Source organism: Roseobacter sinensis (genome assembly GCF_025755255.1).
Classification (GTDB): Bacteria; Pseudomonadota; Alphaproteobacteria; order Rhodobacterales; family Rhodobacteraceae; genus Roseobacter; species Roseobacter sinensis.
In genome coordinates, this window is sequence record NZ_JALIEB010000002.1 from 390,017 (window position 1) to 404,508 (window position 14,492).

17 protein-coding genes are annotated in these 14,492 nt (G+C 64.0%); 5 read left to right on the forward strand and 12 right to left on the reverse strand.

All coding sequences use genetic code 11. The features are described from left to right. Positions 1 to 23 precede the first annotated feature (23 nt). From ubiA to MUB52_RS04825, 3 genes are read left to right on the forward strand one after another with little or no spacing between them, the layout of a single operon-like run. A complete protein-coding gene (gene ubiA / locus MUB52_RS04815) occupies positions 24 to 986 on the forward strand; it encodes a 4-hydroxybenzoate octaprenyltransferase (RefSeq protein ID WP_263843061.1) in 963 nt (320 codons plus the stop codon). 59 nt (positions 987 to 1,045) lie between these two features. Next, positions 1,046 to 2,950, forward strand: a complete 1,905-nt coding sequence (locus tag MUB52_RS04820; RefSeq protein WP_263843062.1) for an OmpA family protein — start codon at positions 1,046 to 1,048, stop codon at positions 2,948 to 2,950. After that, positions 2,943 to 3,269, forward strand: coding sequence for a hypothetical protein (locus tag MUB52_RS04825; RefSeq protein WP_263843063.1), 327 nt, complete (start codon positions 2,943 to 2,945; stop codon positions 3,267 to 3,269). Before MUB52_RS04820 ends, MUB52_RS04825 begins: the two co-directional genes overlap by 8 nt. A 3-nt stretch (positions 3,270 to 3,272) precedes the next feature. On the opposite strand, the gene MUB52_RS04830 is transcribed toward MUB52_RS04825, so the two are convergent. The 12 genes from MUB52_RS04830 to MUB52_RS04885 form a co-directional block, all read right to left on the reverse strand. Next, positions 3,273 to 3,719 (reverse strand): universal stress protein, encoded by a 447-nt coding sequence (locus tag MUB52_RS04830; RefSeq protein ID WP_263843064.1) that lies wholly within the window; start codon positions 3,717 to 3,719, stop codon positions 3,273 to 3,275. 88 nt (positions 3,720 to 3,807) lie between these two features. Beyond that, positions 3,808 to 4,251 (reverse strand): molybdenum cofactor biosynthesis protein MoaE, encoded by a 444-nt coding sequence (locus tag MUB52_RS04835; RefSeq protein WP_263843065.1) that lies wholly within the window; start codon positions 4,249 to 4,251, stop codon positions 3,808 to 3,810. Positions 4,252 to 4,256: 5 nt separating this feature from the next. Beyond that, a complete protein-coding gene (gene moaD / locus MUB52_RS04840) occupies positions 4,257 to 4,502 on the reverse strand; it encodes a molybdopterin converting factor subunit 1 (RefSeq protein WP_263843066.1) in 246 nt (81 codons plus the stop codon). Then, positions 4,499 to 5,173 carry a CDP-diacylglycerol--glycerol-3-phosphate 3-phosphatidyltransferase gene (gene pgsA, locus MUB52_RS04845; protein ID WP_263843067.1) on the reverse strand — a complete coding sequence of 225 codons (675 nt, stop codon included), beginning with the start codon at positions 5,171 to 5,173 and terminating at the stop codon, positions 4,499 to 4,501. Before pgsA ends, moaD begins: the two co-directional genes overlap by 4 nt. A 161-nt stretch (positions 5,174 to 5,334) precedes the next feature. Then, complete coding sequence (gene uvrC / locus MUB52_RS04850; protein WP_263843149.1) at positions 5,335 to 7,212, reverse strand: excinuclease ABC subunit UvrC; 1,878 nt, start codon at positions 7,210 to 7,212, stop codon at positions 5,335 to 5,337. Positions 7,213 to 7,501: 289 nt separating this feature from the next. Further along, a complete protein-coding gene (locus MUB52_RS04855) occupies positions 7,502 to 8,281 on the reverse strand; it encodes an SDR family oxidoreductase (protein ID WP_263843068.1) in 780 nt (259 codons plus the stop codon). Positions 8,282 to 8,302: 21 nt separating this feature from the next. Next, complete coding sequence (locus MUB52_RS04860; protein WP_263843069.1) at positions 8,303 to 9,253, reverse strand: calcium/sodium antiporter; 951 nt, start codon at positions 9,251 to 9,253, stop codon at positions 8,303 to 8,305. Further along, complete coding sequence (locus MUB52_RS04865) at positions 9,250 to 9,420, reverse strand: hypothetical protein (RefSeq protein WP_263843070.1); 171 nt, start codon at positions 9,418 to 9,420, stop codon at positions 9,250 to 9,252. The genes MUB52_RS04860 and MUB52_RS04865 overlap by 4 nt, the downstream gene beginning before the upstream one ends. 5 nt (positions 9,421 to 9,425) lie before the next feature. After that, positions 9,426 to 10,223 carry a S49 family peptidase gene (locus tag MUB52_RS04870; RefSeq protein ID WP_263843071.1) on the reverse strand — a complete coding sequence of 266 codons (798 nt, stop codon included), beginning with the start codon at positions 10,221 to 10,223 and terminating at the stop codon, positions 9,426 to 9,428. A 68-nt stretch (positions 10,224 to 10,291) separates the two neighbouring features. Next, the gene (locus MUB52_RS04875) at positions 10,292 to 11,053 is read right to left on the reverse strand and encodes an ABC transporter permease (RefSeq protein ID WP_263843072.1); all 762 of its coding nucleotides are present in this window, start codon (positions 11,051 to 11,053) and stop codon (positions 10,292 to 10,294) included. Further along, on the reverse strand, positions 11,050 to 11,988 hold the full coding sequence (locus MUB52_RS04880; RefSeq protein WP_263843073.1) for an ABC transporter ATP-binding protein: 939 nt from the start codon (positions 11,986 to 11,988) through the stop codon (positions 11,050 to 11,052). Before MUB52_RS04880 ends, MUB52_RS04875 begins: the two co-directional genes overlap by 4 nt. 145 nt (positions 11,989 to 12,133) lie before the next feature. Next, positions 12,134 to 12,658 carry a CoxG family protein gene (locus MUB52_RS04885; RefSeq protein ID WP_263843074.1) on the reverse strand — a complete coding sequence of 175 codons (525 nt, stop codon included), beginning with the start codon at positions 12,656 to 12,658 and terminating at the stop codon, positions 12,134 to 12,136. A 123-nt stretch (positions 12,659 to 12,781) separates the two neighbouring features. On the opposite strand from MUB52_RS04885, the gene MUB52_RS04890 reads away from it, so the two are divergent. Both MUB52_RS04890 and MUB52_RS04895 read left to right on the forward strand, forming a co-directional pair. Beyond that, positions 12,782 to 13,759: a DMT family transporter gene (locus tag MUB52_RS04890; protein WP_263843075.1), complete on the forward strand. Its 978-nt coding sequence runs from the start codon at positions 12,782 to 12,784 to the stop codon at positions 13,757 to 13,759. A gap of 106 nt (positions 13,760 to 13,865) precedes the next feature. Further along, on the forward strand, positions 13,866 to 14,483 hold the full coding sequence (locus tag MUB52_RS04895; protein ID WP_263843076.1) for a LysE family translocator: 618 nt from the start codon (positions 13,866 to 13,868) through the stop codon (positions 14,481 to 14,483). The last annotated feature ends 9 nt before the right edge of the window (positions 14,484 to 14,492 follow it).

Sequence of the window (14,492 nt, forward strand, 5' to 3'; positions counted from 1 at the left end):
GTCTGATCCATGGGGAGAGACATATGCAAAAGCCGCAGCCTGCACCAGATGGCGCTGTCGCGGACGCGGTCACGGGCAACTGGGTCGATACCCTCGCCCCCGCCTGGTCGCGCCCCTACCTGCGGCTCAGCCGCGCGGATCGGCCCATCGGCACCTGGCTTTTGCTGCTGCCCTGCTGGTGGGGGCTGGCGCTGGCGATGCTGCACGACCAGCGCGCCTCGCTGTACGATCTCTGGATTGCCGTGGGCTGTGCGATCGGCGCCTGGCTGATGCGCGGCGCGGGCTGCACCTGGAATGACATCACCGACCGCGACTTCGACGGCGCGGTCGAGCGCACGCGCTCGCGCCCCATCCCCGCCGGTCAGGTCACCGTGCGGGGTGCCGTGATCTGGATGTGCGCGCAATCGCTGCTGGCTTTCTGCATCCTTTTGACTTTCGACATGGCCGCCATCGCTCTCGGCGTGCTCGCCCTGCTGCCTGTGGCCATCTACCCTTTCGCCAAGAGGTTCACATGGTGGCCGCAGGTCTTCCTCGGTCTCGCCTTCAACTGGGGTGCGCTGCTCGCCTGGGCCGCGCATTCCGGCGGCCTGCATGCGCCCGCGGTGCTGCTCTACCTCGCGGGGATCGCCTGGACGCTCTTCTACGATACGATCTACGCGCATCAGGACACTGAAGACGACGCGCTCATCGGCATCAAATCCACGGCCCGGCTCTTCGGTGACAAGACAAGCGCCTGGCTGCGCCGGTTCCTCATGGTGACCGTTGGGCTCATGGGGCTCGCGGTGATCGGGGCCGCCCTGCCGGACGCCTCCGTGCTGGCGATGGTGCTGGCGCTTGCGGGCCCCTGGGCCATGGGCTGGCACATGGCGTGGCAGCTGCGCGGGCTCGACATCGACGATAACGCGAAACTCCTGCGTCTCTTTCGCGCCAACCGGGATACCGGCGCGATCCCGCTGCTCTTTTTCGGTGCAGCGCTGCTGGTGTGATTGAACCCCTCCGCAGTGGGGAGTATCACCAAGACAGTCGCAACTGATGATCGGATTCCATGCCGCGCGCCGCCACCCTCACCGTCGCTGCCTTTGTCGCTGCCGCTGCAGCCGCGCTCGTCGCGGCCAATTCTTCCGTGCAGCTGGTCGAGGACTCCTCGGAGATCGGCGTTCGTGACGCGCTCGATACCAACGCGCTGCCCTGGGCCGAGGTCGAAGCCGACGGGCTCCGGGTGCTGCTGACCGGAACCGCGCCCAACGAAGCCCTGCGCTTCCGCGCGCTCAGCGTTGCGGGTTCGGTGGTGGATGCCGCGCGCATCATCGATCAGATGGAGGTTCAGGCCGCCCGGGCCATCGCGCCGCCGCGCTTCTCGGCCGAGGTGCTGCGAAACACGTCCGGCGTCTCGATCATCGGGCTGATCCCCGACAGCACCGACCGCGCCGACATGGTCGAGGGCTTCAGCGCGATGAGCGATCAGCCGGTGACCGACCTGTTGGAGACCGCCGATTATCCTGCCCCCGAGGGCTGGGAGGATGCGCTGGCCTTCGCCATCACCGCAACGCGCAACCTGCCGCGCGCCAAGATCTCGCTCACCGCGGGCCGGGTCGAGGTCACCGCGATCACCAACAGCACCGAGGCCAAGGCCGCGCTCGAGAAAGAGCTCACCCGCACCGCACCGCCCGCACTGCAACTGACCCTCAATATCACAGCACCCCGGCCCGTGATCACACCTTTCACGCTGCGCTTCGTCATGGACGGCGACGGTGCCCGGTTCGACGCCTGCTCGGCCGATACCGAAGCCAGCGGCGAACGCATCCTTGCCGCCGCCCGCGCTGCGGGCCTCAGCGACCCGGCGCCCTGTACGATCGGCATGGGTGTGCCCTCACCCCGCTGGGCCGAGGCCGTGGAAACCGCCATCGCGGCGCTGGCGGAGCTTGGCGCTGGCAGCGTCACCTTCTCCAACGCCGATGTGACGCTGGTGGCCGCCGAAGGCACCGATCAGCGGCTCTTCGACCGGGTGACAGGCGAGCTCGAGACCGGGCTGCCGGAGGTCTTCGCGCTCACGCCCGTACTGCCCGAGACGCCCGCGCCCTCCGCCGGTCCAGCCGAATTCGTGGCCACGCTCAGCCCCGAGGGTCAGGTGCAGCTGCGCGGCCGACTGCCCGATGAGAAGATGCGCGAGGTCACCGACAGCTTCGCGCGCGCGAAGTTCGGGTCCGAAAACGTCTATACCGCCGCCCGCGTGGTCGACGACCTGCCTGCCGACTGGTCGGCGCGGGTGTTGACCGGCATCCAGGCGCTGGCCTATCTGGCCAACGGGACGGTGACCGTCACCCCGGAGACGATCCGTCTCACCGGCCAGTCGGGCAACCGCGGGGCGCGCGCGATGGTCGCCCAGTTCATGGCCAGCAAACTGGGCCAGGACAGCCCCTACGACATCGACGTCGCCTATGTCGAAGCGCTCGACCCCATAGCCGCCCTGCCCACTCCCGAGGAGTGCGAGGCCGACCTTGGCCAGATCGTCGCCGCCTCCAAGATCGTCTTCGAACCCGGCAGCGCCACCATCGACGACAGTGCACTCAACACGATGGATATGATCGCTCAGGTGCTGCGCGACTGCGGCGATCTGCGCCTCGAAGTGCAGGGCCACACCGACAGCCAGGGGCGCGAGGAAATGAACCTCGCGCTCAGCCAGGCCCGCGCAGAATCAGTTCTCAATGAATTGCGCGCGCGCCGCGTCCTGACCAGCACCTTCGTGGCGAAAGGCTACGGCGAAACACAACCCATCGCCGAAAACGACACCGAAGCGGGCCGCGAGGCCAACCGCCGGATCGAGTTTCGTCTGATTTCCCCCGTCTCCTCTCAACCTGAAGGCGAAACAACACTGGAAAGCGCCGTGGAATCCGGCGATACAGAAGGTGGTGAAGGTGTTGAGGGTGCGGAGGGATCCGGGGATGAGTAGGACCGAGTTTGTCATTGCCACGGCAGTCATTCTGTTTGTGGCGTTCTGTCTGGGCTGGTTTGCCAACTGGCTCGTGCACCGCTTCAGCCGCGTGGCGGCCGAAGATGTGGCCCAGCTCGACCGGATGAGCCAAGAGCTGCACGAGGCCGAAGAGACCCGCGACCAGGCGATCACCTATCTGCAACAGCGCGAGGCGGAGCTGACCAATCAGCTCGCCCAGACCGAAGCGGAACTGCGCGCAGCCATGGACGGGCTGCGCGACGCGCGGCACGAGGCCGAAGAGCTGCGCGCGCGGGTCAATCGCGCGCCGATCGCCTGAGCATCAGGTCACCGTCAGATGTGCACAGCGCGCGGTGTGGGCCACCTGCTGTGACGTGCTGCCCAAGACAAGTCCCGACAGGTTGCCAAGCCCCCGTCGCCCCGTCACGATCAGGTCCGACCCGATCTCCTTGGCATAGTCCAGAAGGGCCTGCGCCGGTTCACCGTCGCCCACATGCGCGATGGGCTGCTTGACCCCGGCATTGCTTGCGATGGCGCGGGCCTGGGCGATCACTTTCTGTGCGGCTTCGGCCACCTCGTCAGCCGAGGGCATGGTCGTGGCCACGTGATAGCCCGCAACCGCACCGAGCGCGAAGGCCACCGTTTCGGCTTTCGGCGTATGCGAGACATGGACTTCCGAGCCGTATTTCTCCGCAAGGTCACAGGCCATCCGCAGTGCATTCTCCGACGGTTCCGAGCCATCGAAGCCCACCGTGATTTTCTTGAACATCGCCCATCTCTCCTCTCTCTCGTGTTTCGGGTTCGAGAGAGACCCTAGACCGCGTGATCACATCCCGCCTTGATGCACGTCAAACCGCTTACCAGCGGCCAAGTGCATCCTCATCCTCCGCTTTTGCGGCAACCCAATCCGCGCCGTGGGCTGTGACCTCACGCTTCCAGAAGGGGGCGCGAGACTTCAGAAAATCCATCAGGAATTCGGCGGCCTCGAAGGCATCCTTGCGGTGGCGCGCTGCGGTTGCAACCATCATGATCATCTCTCCGTGCGTCAGGCTCCCGTAGCGATGAATGACAAGCACATCACCCAAAGACCAGCGCTGCTGCGCCTCTTCGGCAATTGCAGTCAAGGCGCGCTCGGTCATGCCGGGGTAGTGTTCGATCTCCATCACCTCGAGCGATCCTGCATCGCTGTCGCGCACCACGCCGGTGAAGGTGACCACGGCGCCCATATTGCTGTGCCCGGCGGCGAACTGCGCTGTTTCCGCCCCGAGATCGAAGGGCGCGTCTTGCACAACGATGCGCATGCGTCTCAGCCCCCGGTCATGGGCGGGAAGAAAGCAACCTCCCGCACCCCGGCCAGTGGGGCGTCGAAGTCGCTCAACTCCTGGTCAATGGCCACGCGCAGCGCCGAACGGTCGGCGAAAGCCGCCGCATAGCGCGCTTCCCGCGCCACCAACTCGTCGACCAGCTCCGAGACCGTGGCGGCCTCGCTCTGCACCTCTTCGCGCGGCAGTCCAATCCGCTCGCGCACCCAGGCGAAATACAACACGTTCATCCCAGTTCATCCTTCAGATAGGGTGTGGATTTCCGGAAGTAATCATACCCCGAGATCAGCGTCAGCGCCGCCGCAATCCACAACATCCACAAGCCAACCCGCCCGGACCATACCATGGCGTGGTAGTAGGTCCGCAAGCCATTCACATCCTCGACCTCACCGCCCATCACCTCGGCGATCAACTCAGGATCCATCCCATAGCTGTTCATGACCAGATGATGCTCGAAGATCCCGCGGGAGAACAGGACCGCAATCGCCACCATCTGCGCCGTCGTCTTCCACTTCGCCAGCCGGGTCACCTTCAGCGTCCCGGCGGTGTCGCCGAGGAACTCCCGCAACCCCGACACGAAGACCTCCCGGAACAGGATCACCGTTGCGGGCAGCACCAGCCAGGGCGTCCAGTAGACGTCAGAAAACCCGACAATCACCATGAGCGCGATGACCACCATCGCCTTGTCGGCGATCGGATCGAGCATCGCCCCCAGCTTGGTCTCCTGCTTCCAGGCGCGCGCCAGATAGCCGTCGAACCAGTCGGTGACCGCCGCCAAGACGAAGAGCACGAGGGCAAACCAATCCGCGTAAGGCCGGGTGAAGTAGAGAAACATCACCGCGACCATCGGCGCGGCCGCAAGCCTGACAATCGTCAGAATATTCGGCAAAGTCAGCGTCATGGGTTTACCCTACAACGCGGCCCATGCGGGTGAAAGCGACAACAGATCCGGGGCGCCATCCCGCCGAAGCGAGATCGTCCGGCAAAGCGCCCTGCGCTTCTTCTGGCCTCAAATATCCCCGCCGGAGGCATCGGCTTTTCGCAGAAAAGCCAATCGAAGACTCAGCCGCGCTCGTGGAAGAAATCATAGATCTTCTCGGCCAGCGCGCCCGAAACGCCTTCCACCGCTTTCAGATCACTCAGATTGGCCCGCGCGACCGCCTTGGCCGAGCCGAAATGCGCCAGCAGCGCGCGTTTGCGTGCGGCTCCCACGCCCGGCACGTCGTCCAGAGGCGTCGCACCCACCGATTTCGCCCGCTTCGCGCGATGGGTGCCAATCGCGAAGCGATGTGCCTCATCCCGCATCCGTTGAATGAAGTACAGGACCGGATCATTGTGCCGCAACGCAAAGGGCTGCTTGCCTGTGCGATAGAACTCTTCCTTGCCCGCATCCCGATCGATCCCCTTGGCGACGCCCACCATGGGGATGTCGCCCACCCCATGCGCCTCCATGATCTCGCGCACGGCGCTTACCTGCCCCGCACCCCCGTCGATCAGCAGAAGATCTGGCCAGTGCCCTTCCGTGCGCTCCGGGTCCTCCTTGATCAGCCGCTTGAAGCGTCGGGTCAGCACCTCCTTCATCATCCCGAAATCGTCACCAGGTGTCAGCTCGTCACCCCGGATGTTGAACTTGCGGTACTGGTTTTTGAGAAACCCCTCGGGTCCGGCCACGATCATCGCACCAACTGCGAAGGCACCCTGAATGTGCGAGTTGTCATAGACCTCGATCCGCTCGGGCGGCGCCTTCAGGTCGAAGGCCTCCGCCACCCCGCGCATCAGCCGGGCCTGCGTCGCGGTCTCGGCCATCTTCCGCGCGAGGCTTTCTCGGGCATTGCGTAGGGCGGAATCAATCAGCTCCGCCTTTTCGCCGCGCTTCGGCACCAGCAGCTCGACCTTCCGGCCCAGCTTGCCACTCAGCGCCTCGGCCATCAGGTCCGGGTTCTCGATCTCATTGCTAAGGATCAGCTGCCGCGGCGGCTCGCGCGTATCGTAGAATTGGCCCACAAAGGCCTCCAGCACCTCCGCCGCATCCACATCCGGTCCGACCCGCGGATAGTAATCCTTGTTGCCCCAGTTCTGGTTCGCGCGGATGAAGAAGACCTGCACGCAGGCCTGCCCGCTGTCCATGTGCAGCGCGATGATATCCGCTTCCGCCACGCTCTGCGGGTTGATGCCCTGCGCCGTCTGCACCTGGGTCAAGGCCTTGATCCGGTCGCGCAGGGCAGCAGCCCGTTCGAACTCCATCGCCTCCGACGCGGCTCCCATCTCAGCCGCCAGACGCGCCTGAATGTCCGTGGTCTTGCCCGTCAGGAAGGTCTCGGCATCCTTGACCGAGCGGCGATACTCCTCCGCGCTGATCTTGCCGACGCAAGGCGCCGAGCAGCGCTTGATCTGATACTGCAGACAAGGCCGCGTGCGGCTTTCGAACATCGCGTTGGAACAGTCCCGCAGCAGGAAGACGCGCTGCAGCTGATTGAGCGTCCGGTTCACCGCACCGGCAGAGGCAAAGGGCCCGTAGTAGGCGCCCTTTTCCTTCTTCGCGCCGCGATGCTTCTTGATCTGCGGAAAGTCATGATCCGCCGTCACCAGAATATTCGGAAAGCTCTTGTCGTCGCGCAAGAGCACGTTGAACTTCGGCTTCAACTGCTTGATCAGGTTCTGCTCCAGCAGCAGCGCTTCGGTCTCTGTCCGCGTGGTCAGGAACATCATCGACGCGGTCATCGAAATCATCCGCGCGATCCGTGGGCTGTGCCCCGCGGGCCGGCCGTAGTTGCTGACCCGCGCCCGCAGATTGCGTGCCTTGCCCACGTAGAGCACCCGCGCCTGCGCATCGAGCATCCGGTACACACCCGGCGAGGTGTCGAGCGTCTTGAGATAACTCTGGATCACCTCGTGACCGGTCGCCACATCCTTGGGCTGAGTCTGATCTGGGCCTGACATAACCATAGGTATGATTCTTAGCGGCGGCTGCACCGGAGTTGAAGCGACTGCAAGGGCGAACCTGTCCACGGATCATGTGGATAACTCTGCCGATAACTTCCGGGCACCCGAATTTTTCCTTTTCCTTAGCGGGATTTCTACAGTTTGCCCAATAATTAGGCACATATCCAAGCCACTGTTTTCATTTGATATTTTCTTCTGCGCAGCGCAAGTTTTTGAAAACAAAGACATTTTAGTAACGGATTTGTAACACTCCTTAAGCCGGTGCAAAACTTGCCGGTCAGACCGTCTATTCGACGCCGAGGACATCCGGTGTTTGCCAAGCCAGATGCTGTCCGCCGTCCACACAGAGAAGCTGCCCGGTGACCGCCGGCGCATCGAGGAAGTACCCCAGCGCCGCCGTCATGTCGGCCGGGTTCGAGCCCCGTTCCAGCACCGTTGCCGCACGCTGCTTGGCAAAGTGTTCGGCGGACTGCCGCCCCCCTTGCAGCGTCGGGCCCGGGCCAATCGCATTCACCCGGATCGCGGGCGCCAGCGCCTGGGCCGCGGTCTGCGTGAGCGCCCAAAGCCCCATCTTGGCGAGCGTGTAGGTCATGAATTCCGGTGTCAGCTTGCGCACCCTCTGGTCGATCATGTTCACGATCAGCGCTGCCGCCTGCGGCTCCTGCGCGGCATCTGTCTGCGGGAAGAGACGCTGGGCGGCCATCTTCTGGGTCAGGATGAAGGGCGCGCGCAGGTTGCTCTGCATGTGCCGGTCCCAGCTCTGCCGCGTCGCGCTCTCGACCGTGTCGTACTCGAAGATCGAGGCGTTGTTCACCAGGCAGCTGATAGGCCCGCCGAGCGCCTCGACCGCCCGGTCGAACAGCGCTTCCGTCGCGGCATCCTCCAGCAGATCCGCCTGCAGCGCCACCGCACGCGCGCCTGCGGCTTCGACAGCCGCAACCGTCTCCTCGGCCCCCGCGACGGACGACGCATAATGCACCGCCACGTCATACCCGCGCGCCGCAAGATAGAGCGCCATCGCGCGCCCAATGCGGTGCCCGGCGCCTGTCACCAGAGCTGTCGGCATAGATCCCCCCTCGGTTGTCCGCTAGCTGAGCACGATCGCCAGATAGGCCAGGTAGAGGCCACTCAGGATCACACCCCAGACCCGCGTGATGTTCCAAGAGAGATAGACGAAGGGCAGCAAAAGAACAGAGGCGCCAAGCATGACCCAGAGATCGAAGGTCAGAAACTCACGATCCACCGGGATCGGCCCGACGAAGCTCGCTATCCCGATGATGGCCAGCAGGTTGAACATGTTCGAGCCGATCACATTGCCCAGGGCCACATCGGCCTGCCGTCGCAGGGCCGCCATCACCGTTGTCGCGAGTTCCGGCAGGGAGGTGCCGATGGCCACAAGCGTGAGGCCGATCACCGTGTCCGAGACGCCATAAGTCTTGGCGATGATCGTGGCGTTCTCCACCAGCAGGTTCGCGCCCAGCGGCAAGCCCGCCAGCCCCAGCAGCAGAAGCAGCAGGATACGCCACCAGGGCAGGTCCGGATCGGCCCCCTCGGGCTCTTCCTCGGGCGCGCTCTTGCAGGCCTGCCGGTGCCGGTGCGCATCGCGGAATGCATCCAGCAGCATCAGCGCCAAACCTGCAAGCAGCACGCTGCCGGCAACCCAGTCGAAGACGCCCCGGAAGGCGAGCGCGATGAACAGCACGCTTGCTGCAAGCATCAGGTTGTAGGTCTTGCGCGTGTTGCATTCTGCGGTGTGCATCGTGGCCAGCAGCGCGGGCACGCCCAGCACCAGCAGGATATTCGCGGTGTTCGAGCCCACCACATTGCCCAGCGCCAGCCCCGGCGCATCGTCGAGGATCGCCTGTACCGAAATCAAGAGCTCTGGCGCCGAAGTCCCGAAAGCCACGATCGTGAGGCTGACGATCAGCGCCGGCACCCCCAGCCGCAGCGACATGTTCACCGCCCCTTTGACCAGCGCGTCCCCCGCCAGAAGCAGCAGCACCAACCCAAAGCCGCAGAGAACCCACGGCAGGATCATGCGCGATCATCCTTGCCACAGGGGCACGGGCCCTTCCCGATCCGGTAGCGTCCGCAGGCCCGACATTTGGCGTTTGAAAGCCGCTTGCCACCCAGCCAATGCAGCTTGCCGAACATCGCCAAGACGCCCATGACGATCAGGAACAGGGTGACAATCTTCAGGATCATGAAGTCTACAGTCCGAACTGCGCGTAGGCGGCGCGCTCTTCCAGACCGTGCAGGGCATCGCCCACCATCTGCGCCCCAAACCGTGCAAGAAACGGTCTGCGCACGCCGTAGCGGCGGAACTTGACCTTCTCGCCGAAGCGCTCCTGCATCATCGGCTTCAGGTGGCCGATGCCGTCGATCAGCCCCAGATCGGTCGCCTTGCGGGCCAGCCAGATCTCGCCGGTAAAGAGGTCACGGTCCTCGGGCAGTTTGCCTTGGCGTCGCGCGCTCACATGATCCTTGAAGTTGACGTGGATGTCCTCGAGGATCTCCTTCAGCCGCGCCACGTCCTCGGGGTTTTCCGGGCGGAAGGGGTCGAGCATGGATTTCGACTTGCCCGCAGTATAGACGCGCCGCTCGATCCCGTTCTTCACCAGGAACTCATGTGCGCCAAAGGAGGCCGAGATGACCCCGATCGAGCCCACGACCGAGCTGTCATCGGCATAGATCTCATCTGCTGCTGCAGCCAGCCAATAGCCTCCCGAGGCGGCCACATCCTCGACAAAGGCGATCACGGGGATCTCTTTTTCCTCGGCCAGCCGCCGGATCCGCCCCCCGATCAGCGAGCTCTGCACCGGGCTGCCGCCGGGCGAGTTCACCTCCAGCGCCACTGCTGCGGGCTTGCCGCGGGTGAAGGCTTTTTCAATGATGGGCGCGAGGGTTGCGTCATTCAGCGTCGCCCGCCCGGAGGCGGCAATCATCCCCGACAGCCGGATCACAGCAACCGTCGGGTCGGATTTCATAAAGGGGATCCAGCGTTTCATGAGACCCCATGTAGAATGGCACCCCCCCGCAAACAAGGAGGCAGGCGAGAAGGATTTCCCCTGCGGCTTTATTGCCGAATGCGCCAGCCCGTCTTGAAGATCCAGCCGATCACCAGCAGGCAGGCTGCGGTGAAGCCTGTGATCGCCAGAAGCGACACCGCAATTGGCACGTCCGCCGACCCAAAGAACGACCAGCGGAAGCCCGAAATGAGGTAGACCACGGGGTTGAAGTAGGAGATCGTCTGCCAGACAGGCGGCAGCATCGAGATCGAATAGAACGCGCCGCCAAGGAACACGAGCGGTGTCACCACCAGCAGCGGTACCAGCTGGAGCTGCTCGAAACTGCCCGCCCAGATGCCGATGATGAACCCGAGAAGCGCGAAGCTTAGGCAGGTGAGCAGCAGGAAAGCGATCATGGCGAGCGGGTGCTGGATGGTCACATCGACGAAGAAGAACGCCGTAATGAGGATGATCACCCCGATGAAGAGGGCTTTGGTGGCCGCAGCACCCACATAGCCCGCGACGATCTCGAGGAAATTCACCGGCGCCGAGAGCAGCTCGTAGATCGTACCAATGAATTTCGGGAAGTAGATGCCGAAAGACGCGTTGGAAATCGCCTGCGTGATCACCGAGAGCATGATCAGCCCCGGCACGATGAAGGCGCCGTAGCTCACACCCTCGATCTCCTGGATCCGACTGCCGATGGCCGCGCCGAAGACCACGAAATAGAGCGAGGTCGACAGCACCGGCGAGAGGAAGCTCTGCGCCAGCGTGCGAAAAAACCGGGCCATCTCAAAGACGTAAATCGCACGGATCGCCGACCAGTTCATGCCGTATCCCCCTTGTCGTCATGCACCAGGCCCACGAAGATGTCCTCAAGGCTGCTTTGCCGCGTGACCACGTCCCGCAACACCAACCCGGCCGCCGAGACATCCTGCAAGAGCTTCGTGATACCGGTGCGCTCGGCCCGCGTGTCATAGGCGTAGGTCAGCGTGCAGCCCGCGTCACAGAGCGTCAGATCGTACTTCGACAGCGCCTCTGGCACCGTCTCCAGCGGCTCGGACAGCTGCACATCAAGCTGCTTCTGACCCATGCGCGCCATCAGGCTCGCCTTTTCCTCGACCAGAAGCAGCTCGCCCTTGGCGATCACGCCCACGCGGTCCGCAATCGCCTCCGCTTCCTCGATGTAGTGCGTCGTCAGCACGATGGTCACCCCATCCGCCTTCAGGCCCTGCACGATCTCCCACATGTCCTTGCGCAGCTCCACATCGACACCGGCGGTGGGCTCGTCGAGGAACAGCAGCCGGGGCTCATGGCTGAGCGCCTTCGCTATCAGCACCCGGCGCTTCATGCCGCCCGACAGCGCACGGATCTGGTTGTCCTTCTTGTCCCAGAGCGACAGTTGCCGCAGGATCCGCTCGATCGCCGCGTCGTCGCGCGGCTTGCCGAAGAGCCCGCGCGAAAACTGCACGGTATTTATGACCTTCTCGAAGGGCTCAAGATTGATCTCCTGCGGCACCAGCCCGATCATGGCACGCGCCGCCCGGAAGGCGGTCACGATGTCGTGTCCGCCCACGCTGACCTGCCCCGAGGTGGCTTGCGTGATCCCGCAGACCGTCGAGATCAGCGTGGTCTTACCTGCCCCGTTAGGCCCCAGCAGCGCCAGGATTTCGCCCTGCTCGATCTGCAAGTCGACACCTTTCAGCGCCTCGAACCCATCCGAATAGGACTTGCGCAAGTCTCTGATATCGAGAATGACCGCCATGCCTCAGCCCCTTTCACGTCACGCCGCGCACCCTAGGCTGCGGCCTGCGAGGTTAACAGCGCGCAGACGCACACTCAACGCCGCCCTCTGTGCGCCACATCGCAATCCGTGGCGCCCCGTTCAGAAGCCGACCTACCCTGCAGGTTTACCCCTTTCCGGTCAGCCGCTTCAGCCAGTTGCGCTTCTCCTCTGCGGGCGCGTCATCGGCGGGCGCCTCGCCCGCCTCGGCCGGGCCTTCCAAGACCGCCTGGAGGTTGGAGAAGAACTGATCCGCCATCTTCTTGGCGAAGCCGTCGATGATCCGGCTGCCGAGCTGTGCCAGCTTGCCACCGACCTTGGCCTCGACGTCATAGCTGAGCTCCGTACCGCCGTCCTTCGCGGTCATGCGCACCTCGGCACCGCCCTTGGCAAAACCTGCGGCACCGCCCTTTCCTTCGCCCGAAATGGTCAGCGATTCATTTTCCACCATGTCCGACAAGGTGACCGCGCCCTTGAAGGTCGCCTTCACCGGGCCGACCTTCTGCACCACCGTCGCTTCGAACCCCTCTTCGGGCGAGCCCGTCACCTGCTGCGCACCCGGCACGCAGGCTTCGAGCACCTCCGGGCTGAGCAGCGCGGCATAGACCTGCGCGGGGCTGGCGGCAATCTGGCGGGTATCTGACATCTGCATGGGGCGGCTCCTCCGGTCTGTCCTTCGCCCGTCTTAACGCGCCGACCGCCCATGCGCCAATCCGATTTCACCGATGTCGCTTCCGGGCTCGACAGCGCGCCTTGGGCTGATACCACCAGAGCCATGACCACCCTCCCCCAGAATCGCGCCAGCCTCGGCATTGCCTTCGTCATAGCAGGCATGGTCGCGATCTCGATCAACGACATGCTGATCAAGCAGCTCTCGGGCGGCTACCCGCTGCATCAGATCGTGTTTTTGCGCTCCGGCATCGGGATCATGTTCTCGCTGATGATGGTGCAGGTCGAGGGCGGCTGGCGGATCCTCAAGACCCGGCGGCCTGTGCTGCACCTCATTCGGGGGCTGCTGATCGTGGTGGCGAACATGAGCTATTTCGTGGCCCTGGCCGCCATCCCGCTGGCCGACGCCACAGCACTCTTCTTCGCAGCGCCGCTTTTCATCACGGTGCTCAGCATCCCGTTCCTGGGCGAGAAGGTGGGCGTCGTCCGGATGAGTGCCGTTGTGGTGGGCTTTGCCGGCGTGGTGATCATGCAGCGCCCCTGGGCCGATACCGAAAGCCTCGATGCCTCGCGCATCGTGCTGCTGTTGCCGGTGCTCTCGGCGCTGACCTATGCCCTCAACCAGCTGATGACCCGAAAGCTCGGGGTCGAGAGCAAGGCCTCGGCCCTCGCTGTCTATATCCAGGCGGTCTTCATCGTGGTCTCTGTGGGGTTCTACCTCGTGGCCGGCGACGGGCGCTTTGCCGAAGGGGTCGAAAACCCTTCGATTCAGTTCCTGTTCCGGCCCTGGGTCTGGCCGGCGCAGGGCGATTGGTGGGTGATGCTGGCACTCGGCTTCAACGTCGCCGTGATCGGCTACTGCCTCAGCCAGGCCTACCGCATGGCCGATGCCGCCACGGTGGCGCCCTTTGAATACGTGGGCCTGCCGCTCGCCGTCTTCTGGGGCTGGCTGATCTTCGCGGAATTGCCCGCCTGGGAGGTCTGGGCCGGAATCGCGCTGATCCTCGGCTCGGGCCTCTTCGTCTTCCTGCGGGAACGTCAGAAAGCGCGCATCGTCGCCCGCACCGCCGTGATGCGCCGATGAAACGGCCCGATGGTCCGGTTCGAACCACATCTTGCTTTTGCCGCACATTGCCGCGACAGTCCGCCGAGCCTTGCGGCCCGCGGCCAAAGTTCACTGAGGTGCACCCGTGATTGACTGGTTGATCTTCATCCCCGCCTGTTTTGCGCTGAACCTCGCGTTCGGACCAAACAACCTTCTGTCGATGACACACGGAGCGAAGAAGGGCGTTGTTTTTGCCGGACAGGCCGCCGTCGGCAGGCTCATCGTTTTTGTGCCCATGATCGTGCTCAGCGCCTTGGGCCTGGGTCTGGTGCTGACGGCATCGGCGACGGTCTTCAATGTCGTGAAAGTCGTTGGAGCGATCTATCTCATCTGGTTGGGCATCTCACTCTGGCGAAGCGCCAAGGCCTTGGACCCACGGGCTATTGATGGGCGCGTCACCACGCTCCGGCGTGCTTTTGCAGCGGAAGCGCTTGTGGCGATGAGCAACCCCAAAGCCATTTTGATTTTCGCTGCCTTCTTCCCCCAGTTCGTCGCGGTCGAAGCCTATTGGCAGAGCTACGCGCTGCTGGGGGCTGCGTTTCTTGCAATGGAAGCCGTCGCGATTCTCGCCTACGCCGGTCTTGGACGGGTCGCATCCACATTCGCGTCCGGCCGACTTCCCATGCTTCAGCGCATATCGGGGGGTATGATGTGCCTGTTTGGCGCATTGCTTCTCGTCAGTCCGACGCCAACACGTTCATAGCGGCCGTTC

What these genes read in the sequence shown, in the direction of transcription:
- MUB52_RS04830 (WP_263843064.1), bottom strand. Translation starts at nt 3,719, where the DNA reads ATGTTCAAGAAAATCACGGTGGGCTTCGATGGCTCGGAACCGTCGGAG.
- MUB52_RS04875 (WP_263843072.1), bottom strand. Translation starts at nt 11,053, where the DNA reads ATGAACTGGTCGGCGATCCGTGCGATTTACGTCTTTGAGATGGCCCGG.
- MUB52_RS04885 (WP_263843074.1), bottom strand. Translation starts at nt 12,658, where the DNA reads ATGCAGATGTCAGATACCCGCCAGATTGCCGCCAGCCCCGCGCAGGTC.
- pgsA (WP_263843067.1), bottom strand. Translation starts at nt 5,173, where the DNA reads ATGACGCTGACTTTGCCGAATATTCTGACGATTGTCAGGCTTGCGGCC.
- moaD (WP_263843066.1), bottom strand. Translation starts at nt 4,502, where the DNA reads ATGAACGTGTTGTATTTCGCCTGGGTGCGCGAGCGGATTGGACTGCCG.
- MUB52_RS04855 (WP_263843068.1), bottom strand. Translation starts at nt 8,281, where the DNA reads ATGCCGACAGCTCTGGTGACAGGCGCCGGGCACCGCATTGGGCGCGCG.
- MUB52_RS04860 (WP_263843069.1), bottom strand. Translation starts at nt 9,253, where the DNA reads ATGATCCTGCCGTGGGTTCTCTGCGGCTTTGGGTTGGTGCTGCTGCTT.
- uvrC (WP_263843149.1), bottom strand. Translation starts at nt 7,212, where the DNA reads ATGTCAGGCCCAGATCAGACTCAGCCCAAGGATGTGGCGACCGGTCAC.
- MUB52_RS04880 (WP_263843073.1), bottom strand. Translation starts at nt 11,988, where the DNA reads ATGGCGGTCATTCTCGATATCAGAGACTTGCGCAAGTCCTATTCGGAT.
- MUB52_RS04820 (WP_263843062.1), top strand. Translation starts at nt 1,046, where the DNA reads ATGCCGCGCGCCGCCACCCTCACCGTCGCTGCCTTTGTCGCTGCCGCT.
- MUB52_RS04825 (WP_263843063.1), top strand. Translation starts at nt 2,943, where the DNA reads ATGAGTAGGACCGAGTTTGTCATTGCCACGGCAGTCATTCTGTTTGTG.
- MUB52_RS04870 (WP_263843071.1), bottom strand. Translation starts at nt 10,223, where the DNA reads ATGAAACGCTGGATCCCCTTTATGAAATCCGACCCGACGGTTGCTGTG.
- MUB52_RS04890 (WP_263843075.1), top strand. Translation starts at nt 12,782, where the DNA reads ATGACCACCCTCCCCCAGAATCGCGCCAGCCTCGGCATTGCCTTCGTC.
- MUB52_RS04835 (WP_263843065.1), bottom strand. Translation starts at nt 4,251, where the DNA reads ATGCGCATCGTTGTGCAAGACGCGCCCTTCGATCTCGGGGCGGAAACA.
- ubiA (WP_263843061.1), top strand. Translation starts at nt 24, where the DNA reads ATGCAAAAGCCGCAGCCTGCACCAGATGGCGCTGTCGCGGACGCGGTC.
- MUB52_RS04865 (WP_263843070.1), bottom strand. Translation starts at nt 9,420, where the DNA reads ATGATCCTGAAGATTGTCACCCTGTTCCTGATCGTCATGGGCGTCTTG.